The organism is Metallococcus carri (genome assembly GCF_011440275.1).
GTDB lineage: Bacteria > Actinomycetota > Actinomycetes > Actinomycetales > Dermatophilaceae > Metallococcus > Metallococcus carri.
This window is the reverse complement of sequence record NZ_JAAOIV010000008.1, coordinates 29,710-45,256: the sequence shown is the minus strand read 5'-3', so window position 1 is coordinate 45,256 and position 15,547 is coordinate 29,710. Positions and strand designations below refer to the sequence as shown.

The 15,547-nt window shown below is 70.5% G+C and carries 14 protein-coding genes; 3 read left to right on the top strand and 11 right to left on the bottom strand.

Annotated features, from left to right (window positions below):
- Nucleotides 1-25: 25 nt before the first annotated feature.
- Complete coding sequence (locus G9U51_RS11330; RefSeq protein WP_166197041.1) at nt 26-1,351, bottom strand: MFS transporter; 1,326 nt, start codon at nt 1,349-1,351, stop codon at nt 26-28.
- A gap of 63 nt (nt 1,352-1,414) precedes the next feature.
- On the opposite strand from G9U51_RS11330, the gene G9U51_RS11325 reads away from it, so the two are divergent.
- Together G9U51_RS11325 and G9U51_RS11320 are read left to right on the top strand one after the other, a co-directional pair.
- On the top strand, nt 1,415-2,716 hold the full coding sequence (locus G9U51_RS11325) for a uracil-xanthine permease family protein (RefSeq protein WP_328823445.1): 1,302 nt from the start codon (nt 1,415-1,417) through the stop codon (nt 2,714-2,716).
- Nucleotides 2,717-2,833: 117 nt separating this feature from the next.
- Nucleotides 2,834-3,178, top strand: coding sequence for a hypothetical protein (locus G9U51_RS11320; RefSeq protein ID WP_166197039.1), 345 nt, complete (start codon nt 2,834-2,836; stop codon nt 3,176-3,178).
- A 2-nt stretch (nt 3,179-3,180) separates the two neighbouring features.
- Here the strand turns inward: G9U51_RS11320 and G9U51_RS11315 are convergent, their stop codons facing one another.
- The 5 genes from G9U51_RS11315 to G9U51_RS11295 form a co-directional block, all read right to left on the bottom strand.
- Complete coding sequence (locus G9U51_RS11315; RefSeq protein WP_328823444.1) at nt 3,181-4,383, bottom strand: GAF domain-containing protein; 1,203 nt, start codon at nt 4,381-4,383, stop codon at nt 3,181-3,183.
- Between the two features lie 140 nt (nt 4,384-4,523).
- A complete protein-coding gene (locus tag G9U51_RS11310; protein WP_166197038.1) occupies nt 4,524-5,657 on the bottom strand; it encodes an acetoin dehydrogenase dihydrolipoyllysine-residue acetyltransferase subunit in 1,134 nt (377 codons plus the stop codon).
- On the bottom strand, nt 5,657-6,676 hold the full coding sequence (locus G9U51_RS11305; protein WP_166197037.1) for an alpha-ketoacid dehydrogenase subunit beta: 1,020 nt from the start codon (nt 6,674-6,676) through the stop codon (nt 5,657-5,659). Before G9U51_RS11305 ends, G9U51_RS11310 begins: the two co-directional genes overlap by 1 nt.
- A 15-nt stretch (nt 6,677-6,691) precedes the next feature.
- Complete coding sequence (locus tag G9U51_RS11300; RefSeq protein ID WP_166197036.1) at nt 6,692-7,687, bottom strand: thiamine pyrophosphate-dependent dehydrogenase E1 component subunit alpha; 996 nt, start codon at nt 7,685-7,687, stop codon at nt 6,692-6,694.
- On the bottom strand, nt 7,684-8,763 hold the full coding sequence (locus G9U51_RS11295) for an ATP-NAD kinase family protein (protein ID WP_166197035.1): 1,080 nt from the start codon (nt 8,761-8,763) through the stop codon (nt 7,684-7,686). Before G9U51_RS11295 ends, G9U51_RS11300 begins: the two co-directional genes overlap by 4 nt.
- Before the next feature lie 173 nt (nt 8,764-8,936).
- Between G9U51_RS11295 and G9U51_RS11290 the strand changes: the two genes are divergently transcribed.
- Entirely contained in the window at nt 8,937-9,710 is a 774-nt protein-coding gene (locus G9U51_RS11290; protein ID WP_166197034.1) for an acetoin reductase, read from the top strand.
- Nucleotides 9,711-9,748: 38 nt separating this feature from the next.
- Here the strand turns inward: G9U51_RS11290 and G9U51_RS11285 are convergent, their stop codons facing one another.
- The 5 genes from G9U51_RS11285 to G9U51_RS11265 form a co-directional block, all read right to left on the bottom strand.
- Entirely contained in the window at nt 9,749-10,570 is an 822-nt protein-coding gene (locus G9U51_RS11285) for a hypothetical protein (RefSeq protein ID WP_166197033.1), read from the bottom strand.
- Nucleotides 10,571-10,661: 91 nt separating this feature from the next.
- Nucleotides 10,662-11,966: a lipase family protein gene (locus G9U51_RS11280; protein WP_166197032.1), complete on the bottom strand. Its 1,305-nt coding sequence runs from the start codon at nt 11,964-11,966 to the stop codon at nt 10,662-10,664.
- A 113-nt stretch (nt 11,967-12,079) separates the two neighbouring features.
- Nucleotides 12,080-12,775: a TetR/AcrR family transcriptional regulator gene (locus G9U51_RS11275; RefSeq protein WP_166197031.1), complete on the bottom strand. Its 696-nt coding sequence runs from the start codon at nt 12,773-12,775 to the stop codon at nt 12,080-12,082.
- The gene (locus tag G9U51_RS11270; RefSeq protein ID WP_166197030.1) at nt 12,720-14,435 is read right to left on the bottom strand and encodes an FAD-dependent oxidoreductase; all 1,716 of its coding nucleotides are present in this window, start codon (nt 14,433-14,435) and stop codon (nt 12,720-12,722) included. The genes G9U51_RS11275 and G9U51_RS11270 overlap by 56 nt, the downstream gene beginning before the upstream one ends.
- Nucleotides 14,436-14,439: 4 nt before the next feature.
- Nucleotides 14,440-15,450 (bottom strand): AurF N-oxygenase family protein, encoded by a 1,011-nt coding sequence (locus G9U51_RS11265; RefSeq protein ID WP_166197029.1) that lies wholly within the window; start codon nt 15,448-15,450, stop codon nt 14,440-14,442.
- Nucleotides 15,451-15,547: the final 97 nt, after the last annotated feature.

Sequence of the window (15,547 nt, the reverse complement as noted above, 5' to 3'; positions counted from 1 at the left end):
TAGTACATATGAGAGGCCTCTGCCATCAGGCCGACTGCTCGGTGGGCGGGCGGGCAGGTGCGAGGCGGGTGGCGAGGACGGCGGCGAGAAGGACGACGACGCCGAACCCGGCATACGCGATGGTGAGGCCTTGCACCCGGGCCGCGTGACCGAGTCCGGTGAGGGTGAGGACGGTCGAGCCGGCGGAGCCGCCGAGCAGGGCGCCGAAGGATTCGGCGGTGATGACCGCGGCGGCGAGCTCGGTGGCGCCGGTGCCTTCGGGTGGGGTGGACGCGGCGAGATAGAGGGTGGGATAGGCCAGGCCGACCCCGACGCCCGCGACGGCCCAGGCGAGGATCACCAGCGGGTATGGCGCGCCGGTCGCCACCGCGACCGCGAGGGCGAGCACACACAGGCCGGTGACGGCGAGGCAGAGCGCGGTGGACGGCAGCAGGCCACGTGTGCGCAGGCGCGGGACCAGCGGAGTGCTGAGCGACCAGGCGAGCGGCGCCGCGCTCAGCGCCAGGCCGGCGGCACGCAGGTCGGTGCCGAAGCCGTCGGTGAACAAGACGGTGACCAGGCCGTCGGCGCCGAAGAAGCCGAGGCCGAAGAGGGTCAGCGCGGCGACCCCGGCGGGCGCGCCGACCCGGGCGCGCAGGGTGCCGCGGGGGACCAGTGCGGCGAAACCGATCAGGGCGATCACCGTGCCGACGACGATCGCGAGCGGCCGGTCGGCCGCGACCACCATCAGGCCGACACCGACCGGGACGAGCAGGGCATTCCAGGAGGTATGCCGGATGTCCTGCTCGCCGGGGTCGTCCCGCGTAGCACGCGCGACGAGCACACGACCGACCACGACAAAGGGCAGCGGCAGCAGCAGAGTCCAGCGCCAGCCGACGATCGCGTTGAGCCCCAACGTGATCGGCGGTCCGACGAGCGCGGGCAGGATCCACATCGCGGCCGTCGCGGCGATCACCCTGACCCGCACGTCATCGCTGAGATGACGGATCGCCGCGGACAGCCCGAAGACCGCGAGCAGGCCGGAGGCGAAGCCGGCGATCGCCCGGCCGACGGCGAAGACCACCGGTCCGTCTGCGAGGGACGCCATGGCCGTGCCGCCGATGCTGAGCACGAGTCCGCCGCCGAGCACCTGGGTGGCCGAGAATGCGCGAATTGCCCTGCCGCTCAACGGCATTGACACGAACATGCCGAGCGTCGAGCCGGCGATCAGCAGTCCGAGCCGGTCGCGGGCGTGCAGATCTGCTGCGATCACCGGCAGCAGCGTGGAGGACACGAACACCGTCACCGCTGCGGCGAACTCCAGTCCGATGATGCCCAGGCCGAGGGCGAGTGAAGAGTGCGAGGACGGCATACAAGAATGCTAGCAAGTTACCAGAGCGAGGTAACACCACTTGGACCTCTAGGATCATGGCTCGTGAGCTTCCTCCCCTCCTGGACCGTCCACGGTGACGGTCGCTCGATCGCAGCGGGTGAGGTCGTCGCCCCCGACGAACGCCTCAGCTGGCCGCGCACGATTGGCATCGGCGCCCAGCACATCGTCGCGATGTTCGGTGCGACCTTCCTGGTGCCGCTGCTGACGCATTTCCCGCCCGCGACGACGCTCTTCTTCTCCGGCATCGGCACGATGCTCTTCCTGCTGCTGACCGCCGGCCGGGTGCCGTCCTATCTCGGGTCGTCGTTCGCGTTCATCGCACCGATCACGGCGGCGCGGTCCGACGGCGGTATGGCGGCCGCCCTCGGCGGCGTGGTGCTCGCCGGTGTGACGCTCGCGCTCGTCGGGCTGGTGGTGCAGCTGGCCGGCGCCGGCTGGCTGCGGGCGCTGATGCCGCCCGTGGTGACCGGCGCGATCGTCGCGCTGATCGGCCTCAACCTCGCTCCGGCCGCGAAGGCGAATTTCGTGACCTCCCCGGTCACCGGCGTGGTCACCGTCGCCGCGATCGCGATCGTCACCGTGCTCGGGCGCGGCCTGCTCGGCCGGCTCGGCATCCTGGTGGGCGTCGCCATCGGGTATGCCGTCGCGTGCGCGCGTGGCGAGGTCGACTTCGCCGCCGTCCGGTCGGCCGGGTGGGTGGGGCTGCCGGATTTCACCACGCCGACCTTCCACCTGGCGACCGTCGGGTTGTTCGTGCCGGTGGTGCTTGTGCTGGTGGCCGAGAACATCGGGCACGTGAAGTCGGTCGCGCAGATGACCGGTCGAGACCTGGACGATGTCTCGGGCCGGGCGCTGATCGCCGACGGCCTGGCGACGACGCTCGCCGGTTTCGGCGGCGGTTCGGGCACGACGACCTACGCCGAGAACATCGGCGTCATGGCCGCCACGAAGGTGTATTCGACTGCGGCGTACTGGATTGCCGCGCTCGGGGCGCTGCTGCTGAGCTTCTGCCCGAAGTTCGGTGCCGCGATCGCGACGGTGCCGGCCGGCGTGCTGGGTGGTGCGGGCACCGTGCTTTACGGGATGATCGGCCTGCTCGGCGCGCGCATCTGGATCGAGAACCGGGTGGACTTCGGCAACCCGATCAACCTCACCGCCGCGGCCGTCGGTTTGGTCATCGGCATCGCCGACTTCACCTGGAGGATCGGCAAGGTGCAACTTGCCGGCATCGCGCTCGGCACCATCGCGGTGCTGCTGACCTATCACCTGATGACCGCCCTCGCCCGCCTGTCAAGAAACGAGCAAGGTCCGACGAAGGAGGACCGCGGCCTTCTCGGTGGTTGAGCAAGGTCCGACGAAGGAGGACCGCGGCCTTCTCGGTGGTTGAGCAAGGTCCGACGAAGGAGGACCGCGTCGAAACCCCGAGACGCCGCACCGAGTCCACGACCTAGGCTCGGCGTTATGACGCGAGCGCCGGAGAGCATCGAGGACTACTACGCCCGCGTGCGCGCGGCGACCGACGAGAACGGCCGCCTCACCGTCGCCGCGGAGGAGATGCCGGGCGTCGAGGCACTCCCGAGCGTCGGGCGCGCGCAGATCGCCAAATACGGCGACGGTGGCGCGCACCTGCACCTGTGGATGTTCGGACGGCCGGCGCGGATGCTCCAGCTGCGCGGTTCACCCCTGCTGGACTGGGAGGAGAACCTGCCGCGAGTCCCGTTGGACATTTTGCAGGCCAACGCCCGCCCGATCGGCGAAGCCCTCGTGCAGACGTATGGCGGAGCGCTGGGTCGCCTCGGGCGGTAGCGTCACCCGAGCGCTTCGCTGAGCACCGTGAGGTTGACGTCGTCGGCGATGCGGTAGGGCTTGGTGGCGACCAGCGTGCCCAGTTGCCGGCGCATCCGGGAGATTTCGGCGCGCACGGTGACCAGATGCTCACCATCGCCATACAGCGCCAGGCTCAACTGGCCCGCGCTCATCCCGCTGCGTCCGGCGGCATGCAGCACCTGCATCACCTCGGCATGCCGTTCGGACAAGGGCATCCGCCATACGTCGGTGGCCGAGCGCACCTCCAGCGTGGCCGGGCTGCCGAGCTGGAGCACGGCGGTGATCGCGCGGCCGCCCTCGGCGGGCCGGACCAGCCAGCCCTCGTGCAGGCGTTCGGGCAGGCAGATGCCCATGCCGGGGATCGTGAGCGCCGTGCCTTCGCGCGGCACCGCGATCCGGTCGCGCGCGTGGATGCCGTGGTGATGGGCGACCCAGCCGTGCTCATCGACCACGAGCAGGGGTCCGCGGGTGGCGGCGACGAGCGGCTCGGCCGATTGACGCAGTCGTGCCAGCCGCTCCTCGTGGCCCCGCCACAGTTGCGCCTCGGCCAGCCGCACCGCGGTCTGCACCAGCGCCCCGATCGTGGGGTGCAGGCTGAGCGCCGGCCCGCTGACGTCGACGATGCCGAGCAACTCGCCGGTGCGCGGGTCGTGGATCGGGTGAGCGGTGCAGTACCACGGATGCTGGGCCTGCTCGAAGTGCTCGGCGGAGAACAGCTGCACCGGCGCGGCCTCGGCGAGGGCGGTGCCGATGGCGTTGGTGCCGACCTGCTTCTCGCTCCAGTCGGCGCCCTCGGTGAAACCCAGCGCGTCGGCATGACTGCGCACCGCCACCGATCCCGCGCGCCACAGCACAACGCCCTCGGCATCGGCGACGACCATCAGCAGCCGGGAGGCATCGGCGACCCCGGAGATCACCGCGAGCAGGTCGCTGATCACCCCGCGCAGCGGCGACGCATTGCGCCGACGGAGGACCTCCTGCGTGCTGAGCGGCTCGCGGTAGTTCTTGCGCGAGGCGTCCAGGCCGGCCTGCAGCACCCGCTGCCAGGAACGCGCGACCACCGCCCGCGGCCGTTGCGGGGCGCTCGAGCCACTGACGACACAGTCGTGGATCCGGGTGAGTTCGCGTGCGTACTGGGACAGGTTGGTCCCCGGGCGAACGGCGTTGAAATGGGACAAGGGCACTCGACCTCCTCTGGTGAGGATAGAGCGCCGGTGTGATCGTCGCCACAGCTCGACCGGTTGCAACATCGTGCAACATTCGTAGCGCGCGCGCGTCCGCCGGCCCCGGTGGGGGCACCCACCGGGGCCGGCGATGTCGCGCGTCAGGCCGGCTGCTGCGCCGGGGTCGCCTCGACCGCCGAGGTGACCGCCCGCACGACGGCCGACGGTTGCTCCATGTGCGCCATGTGCCCGGCGTCGGGCACCCGGGTGACGTCCGCGCGGTCGGCCAGGCCCTCGGCATTCGAAATCGGCACCACCGCGTCGGCCTCGCCCCACACGACCCGCACCGGGACGCGGGTGGAGCTCAGCAGCGGCGCCACCTCGATGCCGGCCCGGTCGCCGTCCAGCAGGGTGGCGAGCAGGGCGTTCAGCGAGGCATCGACACCGTCCAGCCGCTTGTACTTCATCAGGTCGTCCGCGAGCTGCCGGGTCGCGAGCGAGGGATCGGCGAACAGCGCGGTCAGGTGCGGCTGGAGTTCGCGGCGCGACTGGGCCTGCGCGAAGCCGCGCAGGTAGTCGGCGTTGATGTCCGGCCCCACGCCCGCCGGTGCGATCAGCGTCAGCGACGCCACCTGTGCCGGTGCCGCGGCGGCCGCCGCGATGGCGACCGCACCGCCGAGCGAGTGCCCGACCAGGTGCGCACGCTCGATGCCGCGCTCGGCGAGATAGCCGGTCACCGCCTGCGCCAGCACGTCGAGCGAGCCGTCGCCGACGTCCTTGGTGGACTCGCCGTGTCCGGGCAGGTCGATCGCGTCCACGAGGTATGACGACGACAGCGGCTCCTGCACGAACAGCCAGGAGTTCTTGTCGCCGCCATAACCGTGGACCAGCACGATGTGCTCGCCCTCGGATCCCATTCGGGCGTAAGCGATTTCGCGGCCGTCGACGGTGACCTTGCCGATCTCCGGGCCGGCCGACTCCTCGACGGCGCCGGCCTCGAGCTGCTCCCGGGCCGCCTTGGCCGCCTGGTCGATCTCCTCCTCCGGCACCTCGGCCGGAGCAAGGAGAGCAATGGTGGCGCCGACGGGCACAGGCTCGTCCAGCTCGGCGATCTGCCGACGAAGGACTCCGCCCGCGGGCGACTCGAGGGCTCCGGCGATCTTGTCGGTGTCGATCTCGAGCAGGTCGTCCCCGGCGGAGACCTCCTCGCCCTCCTCGACCAGCCACTCGGTGACCCGGCCGGTGGTCATCGACAGGCCCCACTTCGGCATGACGACATTGGTGATGTCACTCATCAGCGCTTCCAATCAGTCGCGGTCTTCACGGCATTGACGATGTCCTGGGTGCTCGGGATGTAGAGGTCCTCGAGCACATCGGAGAAGGGCACCGGCGTGTGCGGAGCAGTGACGACCTGGATGGGCGCCTTGAGCGCGCCGAAGGCCTCCTCGGCCACGATGGCGCTGATGTCGCGCGCGACGCTGCACCGCGGGTTGGACTCATCGACCACGACGAGTCGCCCGGTGCGCTCGACGCTCTCGATGATCGTCTCGGTGTCCAGCGGGCTGGTCGTGCGCGGGTCGATGATCTCCGCGTCGACGCCAGTGCCCGCCAGTTCCTCGGCGGCCTCGCTGGCGTAGGACACCATCCGGCCGAGCGCCACGATGGTCACGTCGTCACCATCGCGCACGACATTCGCCTCCCCGAAGGGGATGACGTACGCCCCCTCGGGCACATCGCCCTGCATGTCATAGAGCGCCTTGTGCTCGCAGAAGATCACCGGGTCGTCGTCGCGGATCGCCTGGATCAGCAGACCCTTGGCCTCGTACGGGTTGGACGGCACGACGACCTTCAGCCCGGGGATGTGGGTGAACAGCGGATAGAGCACCTGCGAGTGCTGGGCGGCCGCGCGCAGGCCCGCGCCATACATCGTGCGGATGACGACCGGGGTGACCGCCTTGCCGCCGAACATGTACCGGAACTTCGCCGCCTGGTTGAAGATCTGGTCGAAGCACACGCCCATGAAGTCGATGAACATGAGTTCGGCGACCGGGCGCAGCCCGGCGGTGGCGGCACCGACCGCGGCGCCGATGAACGCCGATTCGGAGATCGGGGTGTCGAGCACGCGGTCGGGGAACTCGCCATACAGACCCTTGGTCACACCGAGCACGCCACCCCAGGCGTCCTCCTCACCGGGGCTGCCGGCGCTCGCGCCACCGGCGTTGTCCTCGCCCATCACGATGACCGACGGGTCGCGTCGCATTTCCAGCGCGAGGGCCTCGTTGATGGCCTCGCGGTAGCTGATCATTCGAGCCATGATCATTCCTCCAAGTCAGTAGTTGATGTAGACGTCGGTGAGCAGGTCGGCCTCGGTCGGCAGCGGGGCGGCCTTCGCCTCGACCACCGATTCCTCGACCAGCTGGCCGATCTCGGCGTCGATGGCGTCCAGGTCGTCCGCGCTCAGTTCGCCGGTCTCGGTGACCCGCGCGCGGAACCGCTTGAGGCAGTCCAGTTCTTCGCGGGCGCGGGCGACCTCGTCGGCGCGGTAGGTCTGCTGGTCGCCTTCGAAGTGGCCGAAATAGCGGGTGAACTTCACCTCGATCAGGGTCGGTCCGCCGCCGGCGCGGGCTCGGGCGATCGCCTCGCCGGCCGCCTCGTGCACGGCGAAGAAGTCGAACCCGTCGACGATGACGCCCGGCATACCGAAGCCGGACGCGCGGTCGGCGATGTCGTCCGCGGCGACCGACCAGGTGCTCGCGGTGCTCTCGGCATACCCGTTGTTCTCCGCCACGAAGATCGCCGGGAGGTTCCAGACCGAGGCGAGGTTCATCGCCTCCAAGGTGGTGCCCTGGTTGCTGGCGCCGTCGCCGAAGAAGGCGACGCTCACCCCGCCGGTGCCCTGGATCTTGGCGGCGAGTGCGGTGCCGCAGATGAGCGGCGGCCCGCCACCGACGATGCCGTTGGCGCCGAGCATGCCCTTGGCCAGATCGGCGATGTGCATCGAGCCACCCTTGCCGTGGCAGGTGCCGGTGGCCTTGCCGTAGATCTCGGCCATCATCCCCTTGACGTCGACGCCCTTGGCGATGCAGTGGCCGTGGCCGCGGTGGGTCGAGGCGATGGTGTCCCGCTCGTCGAGGTGGGTGCACACGCCGGTCGCGGACGCCTCCTCACCGGCATACAGGTGGACGAAGCCGGGGATCTCGCCGGTGGCGAATTCGGTGTGCAGCCGTTCCTCGAACTCTCGAATGGTCCGCATCATCCGGTAGGCATCGCGCAGCTTGTCTGCGCTCAGCCCCTCCTGCGTGCGGACGGTTGCCGTAGCGGTCATCGGGGTGCTCCTTTTCTCTTCCTGATCGAGCTGGTCAGGTCTGGGGTGCCGGTGGTGAGCAGGCCCTCGCAGGCCGCGTGCGCCATCACGGCAGGTATGTCGATCGCGCGCGGCCCGTGGGTGGTGAGGCTGACCGTGGCGCGGTCCCGGGGTCGCAGTTCGATCTCGCGTTCGCCGTCGAGCGCGATGACTCCGGCGTCGGTGACCGCGACCTCGTCACCCGGCTGAAGCTCGCGCCAGGACCGCACGCCGACCGGCAGCACCAGGCCGGGCGCGATCGGGGCGCGGACGACGACGGGGGCGGACTCTGGCGCAGCCAGCTCCAGCAGGACACCGCTGGCCTGCCGGCGCGGGGAGGGGCACAGCAGCCCGGCGATGCTGGACAGGCCGATGGCATCCGGCTCGGCGAAGGTGCAGATCAGGGTGCGCAGACCGGCGGGGTCCCACAGCGCCCGGGACCCGATATGGCGCGCCGCCGCGACGCACACGTCGACCAGCGCGATCTCGCGGCGTGCGTCTGTGCGCACCTCGAGGGCGAGGTCGCGGCGCAGCGCGACCGGTTCCGGCACCGCGTGGGTCGCGACCAGCCCCGCGGCGAGGCCGGCGATCGTCGCCTCGCGCATCACGGGAAAGGCGTTGTTGGTGCCGGTGCTGAGCGCCAGGAGGGGCACCTCACCGCACGCGGCGGCAGCCAGCCGGGCGGTGCCGTCACCGCCGAGACAGACGATGACTTCGGCTCCCGCGGCGATCATCCGGCGCACGGTGAGGGTGGTGTCCTCGCCGGTGCCGGTGATCGGGTCGTCGTCGACAAAATGCAGCTGCGGCCACGGCGGATCGACGCCCTCGACCCGCGACTTCAGCGCGCGCAGGACGCCGGCCGAGATACCCCCGAGATCGGTCGACAGCAGGACGCGCTCGACACCGACCGAGCCGAAGGCAGTCAGCATCCGCACCACCATGTTGGCCTTCTCGGCCGTGGGGAAGACCGAGGCACGGGCGACCAGCCGGCGGATGTCACGACCTGACGCCGGATTGGCGACGACGCCCACCGTGGGTGAACTGGATGCCACTGTCATGCCTGCTAGCAGAGCGCGGCGCGGGGTCGGCCGACCAGGGTTGCGAGGCGTTGCAAGGCCGGGAGCTATGCCGGGGATCGCAACCTCACGCAACCGTCGCGCGCACGGCTGCACGCCTGCGACGGTCGGTGGACCGAGGCCCACCCAGGGTCTTCGCACCGAGAGGAGATGCCATGTCCGTCGCTCACGTCACCGGAGCCGCGCGTGGAATCGGCAAGTCGATCGCCCTGCGCCTGGCCCAGGACGGCCACGATGTCGCCGTGTCGGATCTGCCGTCCATGGCCGACGAGCTCGCCGGGACTCAGCAGGAGATCGAGGCCGCCGGAGTGAAATCGGTTGCGCTGCAAGGCGATGTGTCCGACCCCACCTCGGTGCGCGCGCTGGTGGCCGACACCGTGGCGGCCCTCGGCTCGCTCGACGTCATGGTGGCCAACGCGGGCATCGCGCAGACCAAGCCGCTGCTCGAGGTCAGCCCGGAGGAATACGACAAGGTGCACGCCGTCAACGGCCGGGGCGTCTTCTTGTGCTACACCGAGGCGGCCCGGCAGATGATCGAGCAGGGCACCGGCGGCAAGATCATCGGCGCAGCCTCGATCGCCGCGCACAAGGGCTTCCCGCTGCTCGGTGTCTACTGCTCCTCGAAGTTCGCGGTGCGCGCGCTCACCCAGGCGGCGGCCCAGGAGTGGGCACCGCACGGCATCACCGTCAACGCCTACTGCCCCGGCATCGTCGACACCACCATGTGGGAGGAGATCGACCACGACCTCGGCGAGATCAACCAGGTCGGCAAGGGGGAGTCGATGAAGGCGATGGCGGCGGGCATCGCCCTCGGCCGGGTCTCGACGGGTGAGGACGTCGCCAAGCTCGTGTCCTATCTCGCCGGCCCGGATTCGGACTACATGACCGGTCAGTCCGTCCTCGTCGACGGCGGCATGATCTTCGTCTGATCCCTGCCGTATGCCGGCTCGTGGCGGGCCGCGCGAGGTCAGTCCACCTCTGCGCGGCCGGCCAAGGCGAGGCAGCCACCCAGGGTCGCGGCGAAGCCGAGCACGGCCACGACCACCAGGCCATGTCTGATCGCATCGCCGAGGAAGGCCAGTCCGATCGCCGCCGGCACGATCGTCTCCACCGCGAAGGTGATCGCCGCGACCGTCGTGGTCTTGCCACGGTCCAGCGCGAAGCCGTAGGCCACGACCGCAGCGATGCCACCGATGATCAGCGCCCACAGTTGCGGCTGAATAATGGTGTGCCACAACGGTTTTGCCGGCTCGATCACCCTGGCGGCGATCCCCGTGACACCGAAACCCAGCCCGCTCACGACGGCCAGCTGCACCGAGGAGCGCGACCGGTCGCGGTCGGCATACCCGAGGGCGAAGAGCACGCCGACGATGACCGCGAAACCGAGCAGCAGCCAGCCACCGGTGCTGCCGACCGCCCGGCCCGGCCCCTCGTGAGCACTGAGCGCGAGCAGCACCAGCCCGATGCCGACGACCCCGAGGGCGGCGACCTCGGCTCGGCGCAGCCGCACGTGCAGCACCACGACCGCGAGCACCGCTGTCACCGCGACCGAGGACGCGAGCATCGACTCGACCAGGAACAGCGGCAGGGTGCGCAGCGCCGCGAAGGACAACAGGAAGCCAAGGCCGTCGAGCGCGAGGCCCACGGCATACAGCCGCCCGGCCTTCAGTCGGGCCGGCCAGCCGGGGTGCTCCGGCAGCGCGTCGAGCTGTCGCACGCCGATCGCCTGCAGGATCGTCGCGGTGCCGTAGGCGAGGGCAGCGAGCACCGCACCGAGGAGTCCGAGCATGCGCCGATGCTGCCAGGCGCCTGCCCGGACCCAGAAAGCAGCCGCGCCGTCACCGCTCAGGGGGCGGTGACGGCGCGGCAGCGTGGTCGCGTTACGGCAGCAGCGGCAGGGCGGCGCAGTTGGACACCGCGGGCTTGCCGTTGAGCCGGTCGATCATCCAGTTCTGAGCCAGCTGCTCGTCCTGGATCGCCGGGGCCAGGTGGTTGGCGCTCGTCCCCGCGCCGGGGAGCTGGGCGTAGGGCAGATAGTCGACATTGGCACCCTTGGCGCACCAGTCCACGGCGAGCTGGCGCGCCTGCCGGTGGTCGACGATGTCGTCCTGGGTGCCGCTGATCACCCGCACCGGCACACCCGGGCGCAGGCGGCCGAGCCGCTGGGCGTCCACCACCGACTTCAACTCGGGGTCGGTCGCGGTGATCTGCGCGAGCGGCTGACCGGTCGAGGTCCAGCTTGACGTGCGCTGGTAGGCGTAGTTCGCGATGGCGTCGCCCACGCACATCGTCTTCAGCCGCTCGAGGGCAGCCTTGCCAGCGGCATTGGTGTAGAGGTCGACCTTCGGCGCGATCGCGGGGTAGGTCTGCAGGAAGCCGTTGATCGCCCAGCCGATGGCGCCGGCCAGCGTGGTGCCGTCGATGCTCTCGAGCACGGCCTGCAGATCGGCGGGCGGCGCGCCCGCGTAGGCGCCGGCGAGCGGCACATCCGGGGCGTATGCCGGTTGCAGCTCGGCTGCCGAGGCCGCCGCACCTCCGCCCTGGGAGTAGCCATAGGCGCCGACCTTGGAGGTCGGGGTGATCGAGGCGCCGGTCACCGAGCGCGCGGCCCGCGCGGCATCGAGCACGGCGTGGCCCTGGTCGACCCGGTTGACATAGGTGTGCACGCGGTCCGGCGTGCCGAGCCCGACATAGTCGGTCATCACCACGGCGACACCGCGCGACAGCAAGGCGTAAACATTGGCGAGGTCGTAGTTGATGCCGATCGACTGCTCGTTGATGGTCACCGGGGTCGTGGTGTTGCGTGAGGGGGCGCACTGGTCACCCTGGCCGATCGTGCCCGACGCCATCGACACCAGCGGGCGCGGCCCGGCACCCGACCACGCGGCGGTGGGCTCGAAGTAGACGCCGGTTACGGCGACCGCCTGGCCGGTGGTCTCGGTGGACTTGTACATGATCCGGGTGGCCTTGCCCGGCAGCGGGCCCGACATCCCGGGCAGCGCGAGGCTGATGGCGAGGGGGATCGGCTCCTGCCGGATCAGTGCGCCGTTCTGCGCTGGCAGCGTCGCGGGCGGGGTGTAGAACTGCGCATCGGTGGAGGTCTCGGCGCCAGCGTTCGGGGCGCCGAAACCGGCCAGCGCGATGGCTGCGGCTGCGGACAAGATCAAGGCGCGGGACTTCGGCATACGCGATCGGCCTCCTGGATCGGCGAGCTGTCGGGGTGGTGAAACCTACCGCACAGTAGCTATCGCGGGCCGGGCCCGCACCGGGTTCGCCCAGACCGCTCACCGGTCGGACGTCAGGTGAGCAATTCTTGAAGGAGTTGATCGCGGCGCAGCGCCACCCCCATGGCGCGGGCGTGACCGTCGAGGATGAACCACACGGTCTGCGACACCAAGGTCACCATCTGCTCGGCCGAGGGTTGCCGCGCGCCGCCGTCCATCCACCGGCCGACCGCGCCGAAGACGGCCCCGGCGAGGCCGAAGGCGACCGGCTCGAGCCCGGCGCGCTGGGTCCTGGTGAGCTCGACCTCCAGCAGGCGGGCGGCGGCGAGCAGGGCTTCGACGACCGCGAGCGCGACCGAGTCCAGGCCGAGCCGCACCGCACCGGTGCTGTCGAAACTCGCCGAGCCAGAGATGCGCCGGTGCAGTTGCGGATGGGAGGCGGCCCACATGACATAGGTGCCCACGACCCGTCGCACCATCTGCTCGATCGTGCCGTCGAGGGAGACGACCGACAGCAGCTCACCCGAGATCAATTCGACGATGCGCTCCTGGACCGCCTGGTCCAATTCCTCCCGGCTGGTGAAATGCCGGTAGAGGACGGTGCGCCCGACCCCGGACCGAGCGGCGACATCGGCCATGGTGAGGTCCGCGCCGGCGTCGCCCGCCTCGATCAGCTCGATCGCGCAATCGAGCACATGGGACCGGCGGTCGGCGTTATGTCGCTGCCACCGCACCTGCCGTCCGTCGATCGGCTCCAGAGAACTCTCCATCGTTGTCATAGTCTCGTCGGCCGGGCCGCGATCGCGTCGCATCGGCCCGCGCCTGCTCAGCCACGCGCACGGCCTCGCCTCGGTCGACGAGCTTACGACGCACCCGCCCGGCAGCCGCTCCCTGCGCGCGCTCCTCGGCCTCGATCGCCCACCAGTCCTCGCGGTCCAGCACGGTGATCCCGCGGGCTCGCAGGTCGGCGAGCAGCAACCGCGGGTCCCGGCGCGGTGCGGTGATCGCCTCGGCGTCGAGGTCGTCAAGCAGGCTGGCGACGGTCTCCTGGGCACAGGTCTTGTTGCTCCCGATGAACCCGGTCGGGCCGCGTTTGATCCAGCCGGCGACGTAGCTGCCGGGCGCGACGCGGCCGGCGTCGTTGGGCACGGTGCCGGTCACCTCGTCATACGGCAGGTCCGCGACCGGCTGGCCGTGATAGCCGACCGAGCGCAGCACGAGCCCGACGGGCAGGTCCTCGGTCTCGTCGGTGAGCGTCGCCCGCGGTATGCCGTGAGCATCGACCTCCAGCCGCGTCCTGGCCAGGCGCACCCCGCTCACCCGGTCGGTGCCGAGCAGCGCCAGGGGCGACCAGCCGAAGCGCAACACGATGCGGCGGTTGCCGGGCCGAGACGGCCGGCTCGCGAGCTGGTGCAGCACCCGGCCCCGCTCGTCGTCGGGCAGCGGCAGCCCGCCGGTGTCGACGACGACGTCGACATCGGGCTCGCCGGCCAGGCCGATCAGCTCCGGGGTGGTGAACGCGGCCTGCGCGGGACCGCGGCGGCCGATGACCACGACCTCGCGAATCTCGCTGTGCCGCAACGCATTCAGCGCATGCTCGGCGATGTCGGTGGCGGCCAAGGCCTCCGGGTCGCGGGTCAGCACGCGGGCGACATCGAGGGCGACATTGCCGTTGCCGACCACGACGGCGCGCTCGGTGGCGAGGTCGACCGGCAGGTCGCGTCCGTCCGGGTGGCCGTTGTACCACCGCACCAGCGCGGTCGCCGACAGCGATCCGGGCAACTGCTCCCCGGGTATGCCGAGCGTCTTGTCGGCTGCCGCTCCGACCGTCCAGACCACCGCGTCGTAGCAGGCGGCGAGGTCCGCGCGAGTGACATCCCGGCCCACGTCGACGCCGAGGTGATAGCGGAAGCGCGAGTCGGCCTCGATGTGCCGGAAGAGGGCCGACGCCTGCTTGGTGCGCTGGTGGTCTGGTGCGACCCCTGCGCGCACCAGGCCGTGCGGTGTCATCAGCCGCTCGAAGACCTCGACGCTGACCTCGGGGTGCTTCAGCAGCTCGTCGGCGACATAGAGGCCGGCTGGACCGGCACCCACGATCGCCACCCGCACCGGGCGGGAGCTGCGCAACCGCCGCTGCCGCGGCAGCCGGGCGACGGGGGAGCGGTCGGCGTGGGGCGATTGCCGGTAGTAACCGGCGTTGAGCTCCAGGAAGGGCAGCTCGTTCGGCGCCAGCTTGGTGTGCGGCTTGATCGCATCGACCGGGCAGGCGGTGACGCAGGCTCCGCAGTCCACGCAACCCGCGGGGTCGACATACAGCATCTCGGCGGTGGCGAAGCCGGGCTCGCCGGGCGCCGGGTGGATGCAGTTGACCGGGCAGGCGACCACGCAGGACGCATCAGCGCAGCAGGGCTGCGTCACGACATACGGCATGGGTTCAGGCCGCGGCGGAGGCCGGCTCGCTGCGGAACCGCGACGGGCGGCCGTCGATGCCCATCGCGCGCCAGACGCGGCGGGCGAGCGGGTTCATCAGCCCGGTGCGCTCGGCGAGCATCCGCACGTCACCGAACAGGTCGCGCAAGAACTTCTGCGACTCCGGGTCGCGCCAGAAGATCTGCTTGGCGACATCGTCCGGCAGGCCCATGGCCCGGCGGGCCTCCTTGCTCGGCACCAGGATCTCGTCGCACAGCCAGCGCATGATGATCGGCACGAGCACCGACAGCAGGGCCCGGTCGCGGCGGCTCAGCGCCGGGCTGCGCTCCTCGAGGAACTGGTGGGCGAAGCCGATGTGGCGCGCCTCCTCGGCGACGTGGATCTGCATGATGCGCTGCAGCAGCGGGTGCATGGTGCTGGAGGACCGCAGCACCGACTTTTGCACGTGGTCGATCGGCTCTTCGCCGGCGAGCACGCCGTAGAAGAACAGGACCGGGGCGATCCGCGCCGCGATGGGCAGCAGCGGACCGGCGAGCTGGAAGAACTTGGTGCCGCCACCCACGTCCTGCAGGGACCGGTTGACGAACTGCTGGAACATCTGGGTGTGGTGGCACTCCTCGGTCGCCTCGTGCGTGGCGTAGCGGAACTCGGGCGAGCCGTTGGGCAGGCCGAAGGAGTGGTACATCAGCCCGGAGATCAGGATCTGCTCGAACTGCAGGCCGACCTTGGTGACATTGGCCTGGCGGTAGAGACCGACGCGCAGCTGCTCGTCCTCGGGCAGCGATTGGTACCACTGGGTGCGACCGAGCACGTCGACCTCGGGCAGCTTCCAGCGCGGGTCCTTGGGGTCGATCGCGTAGTCCGGGTGGTCCCAGTCGATGTCGAGGAAGGCGTCGAAGTGCTGGTGCACCGACGCCTCGGACAGCGTCTCCAGCCGTTCGAAATAGGTCTGGCCGGCCTGGGCGTGCTCACCGACGGTCTCGGTGGCGGTGCTGCGGGTGATGGTGGCGGTCATCGAAGCTCACCTCGTGTGCGCTGGGTCACGGACGAAGATCAGGTTAGTGCGACACGGTGTCTCTGTAAACACTTTGCGCCGAATTCGCTGCCGCGGT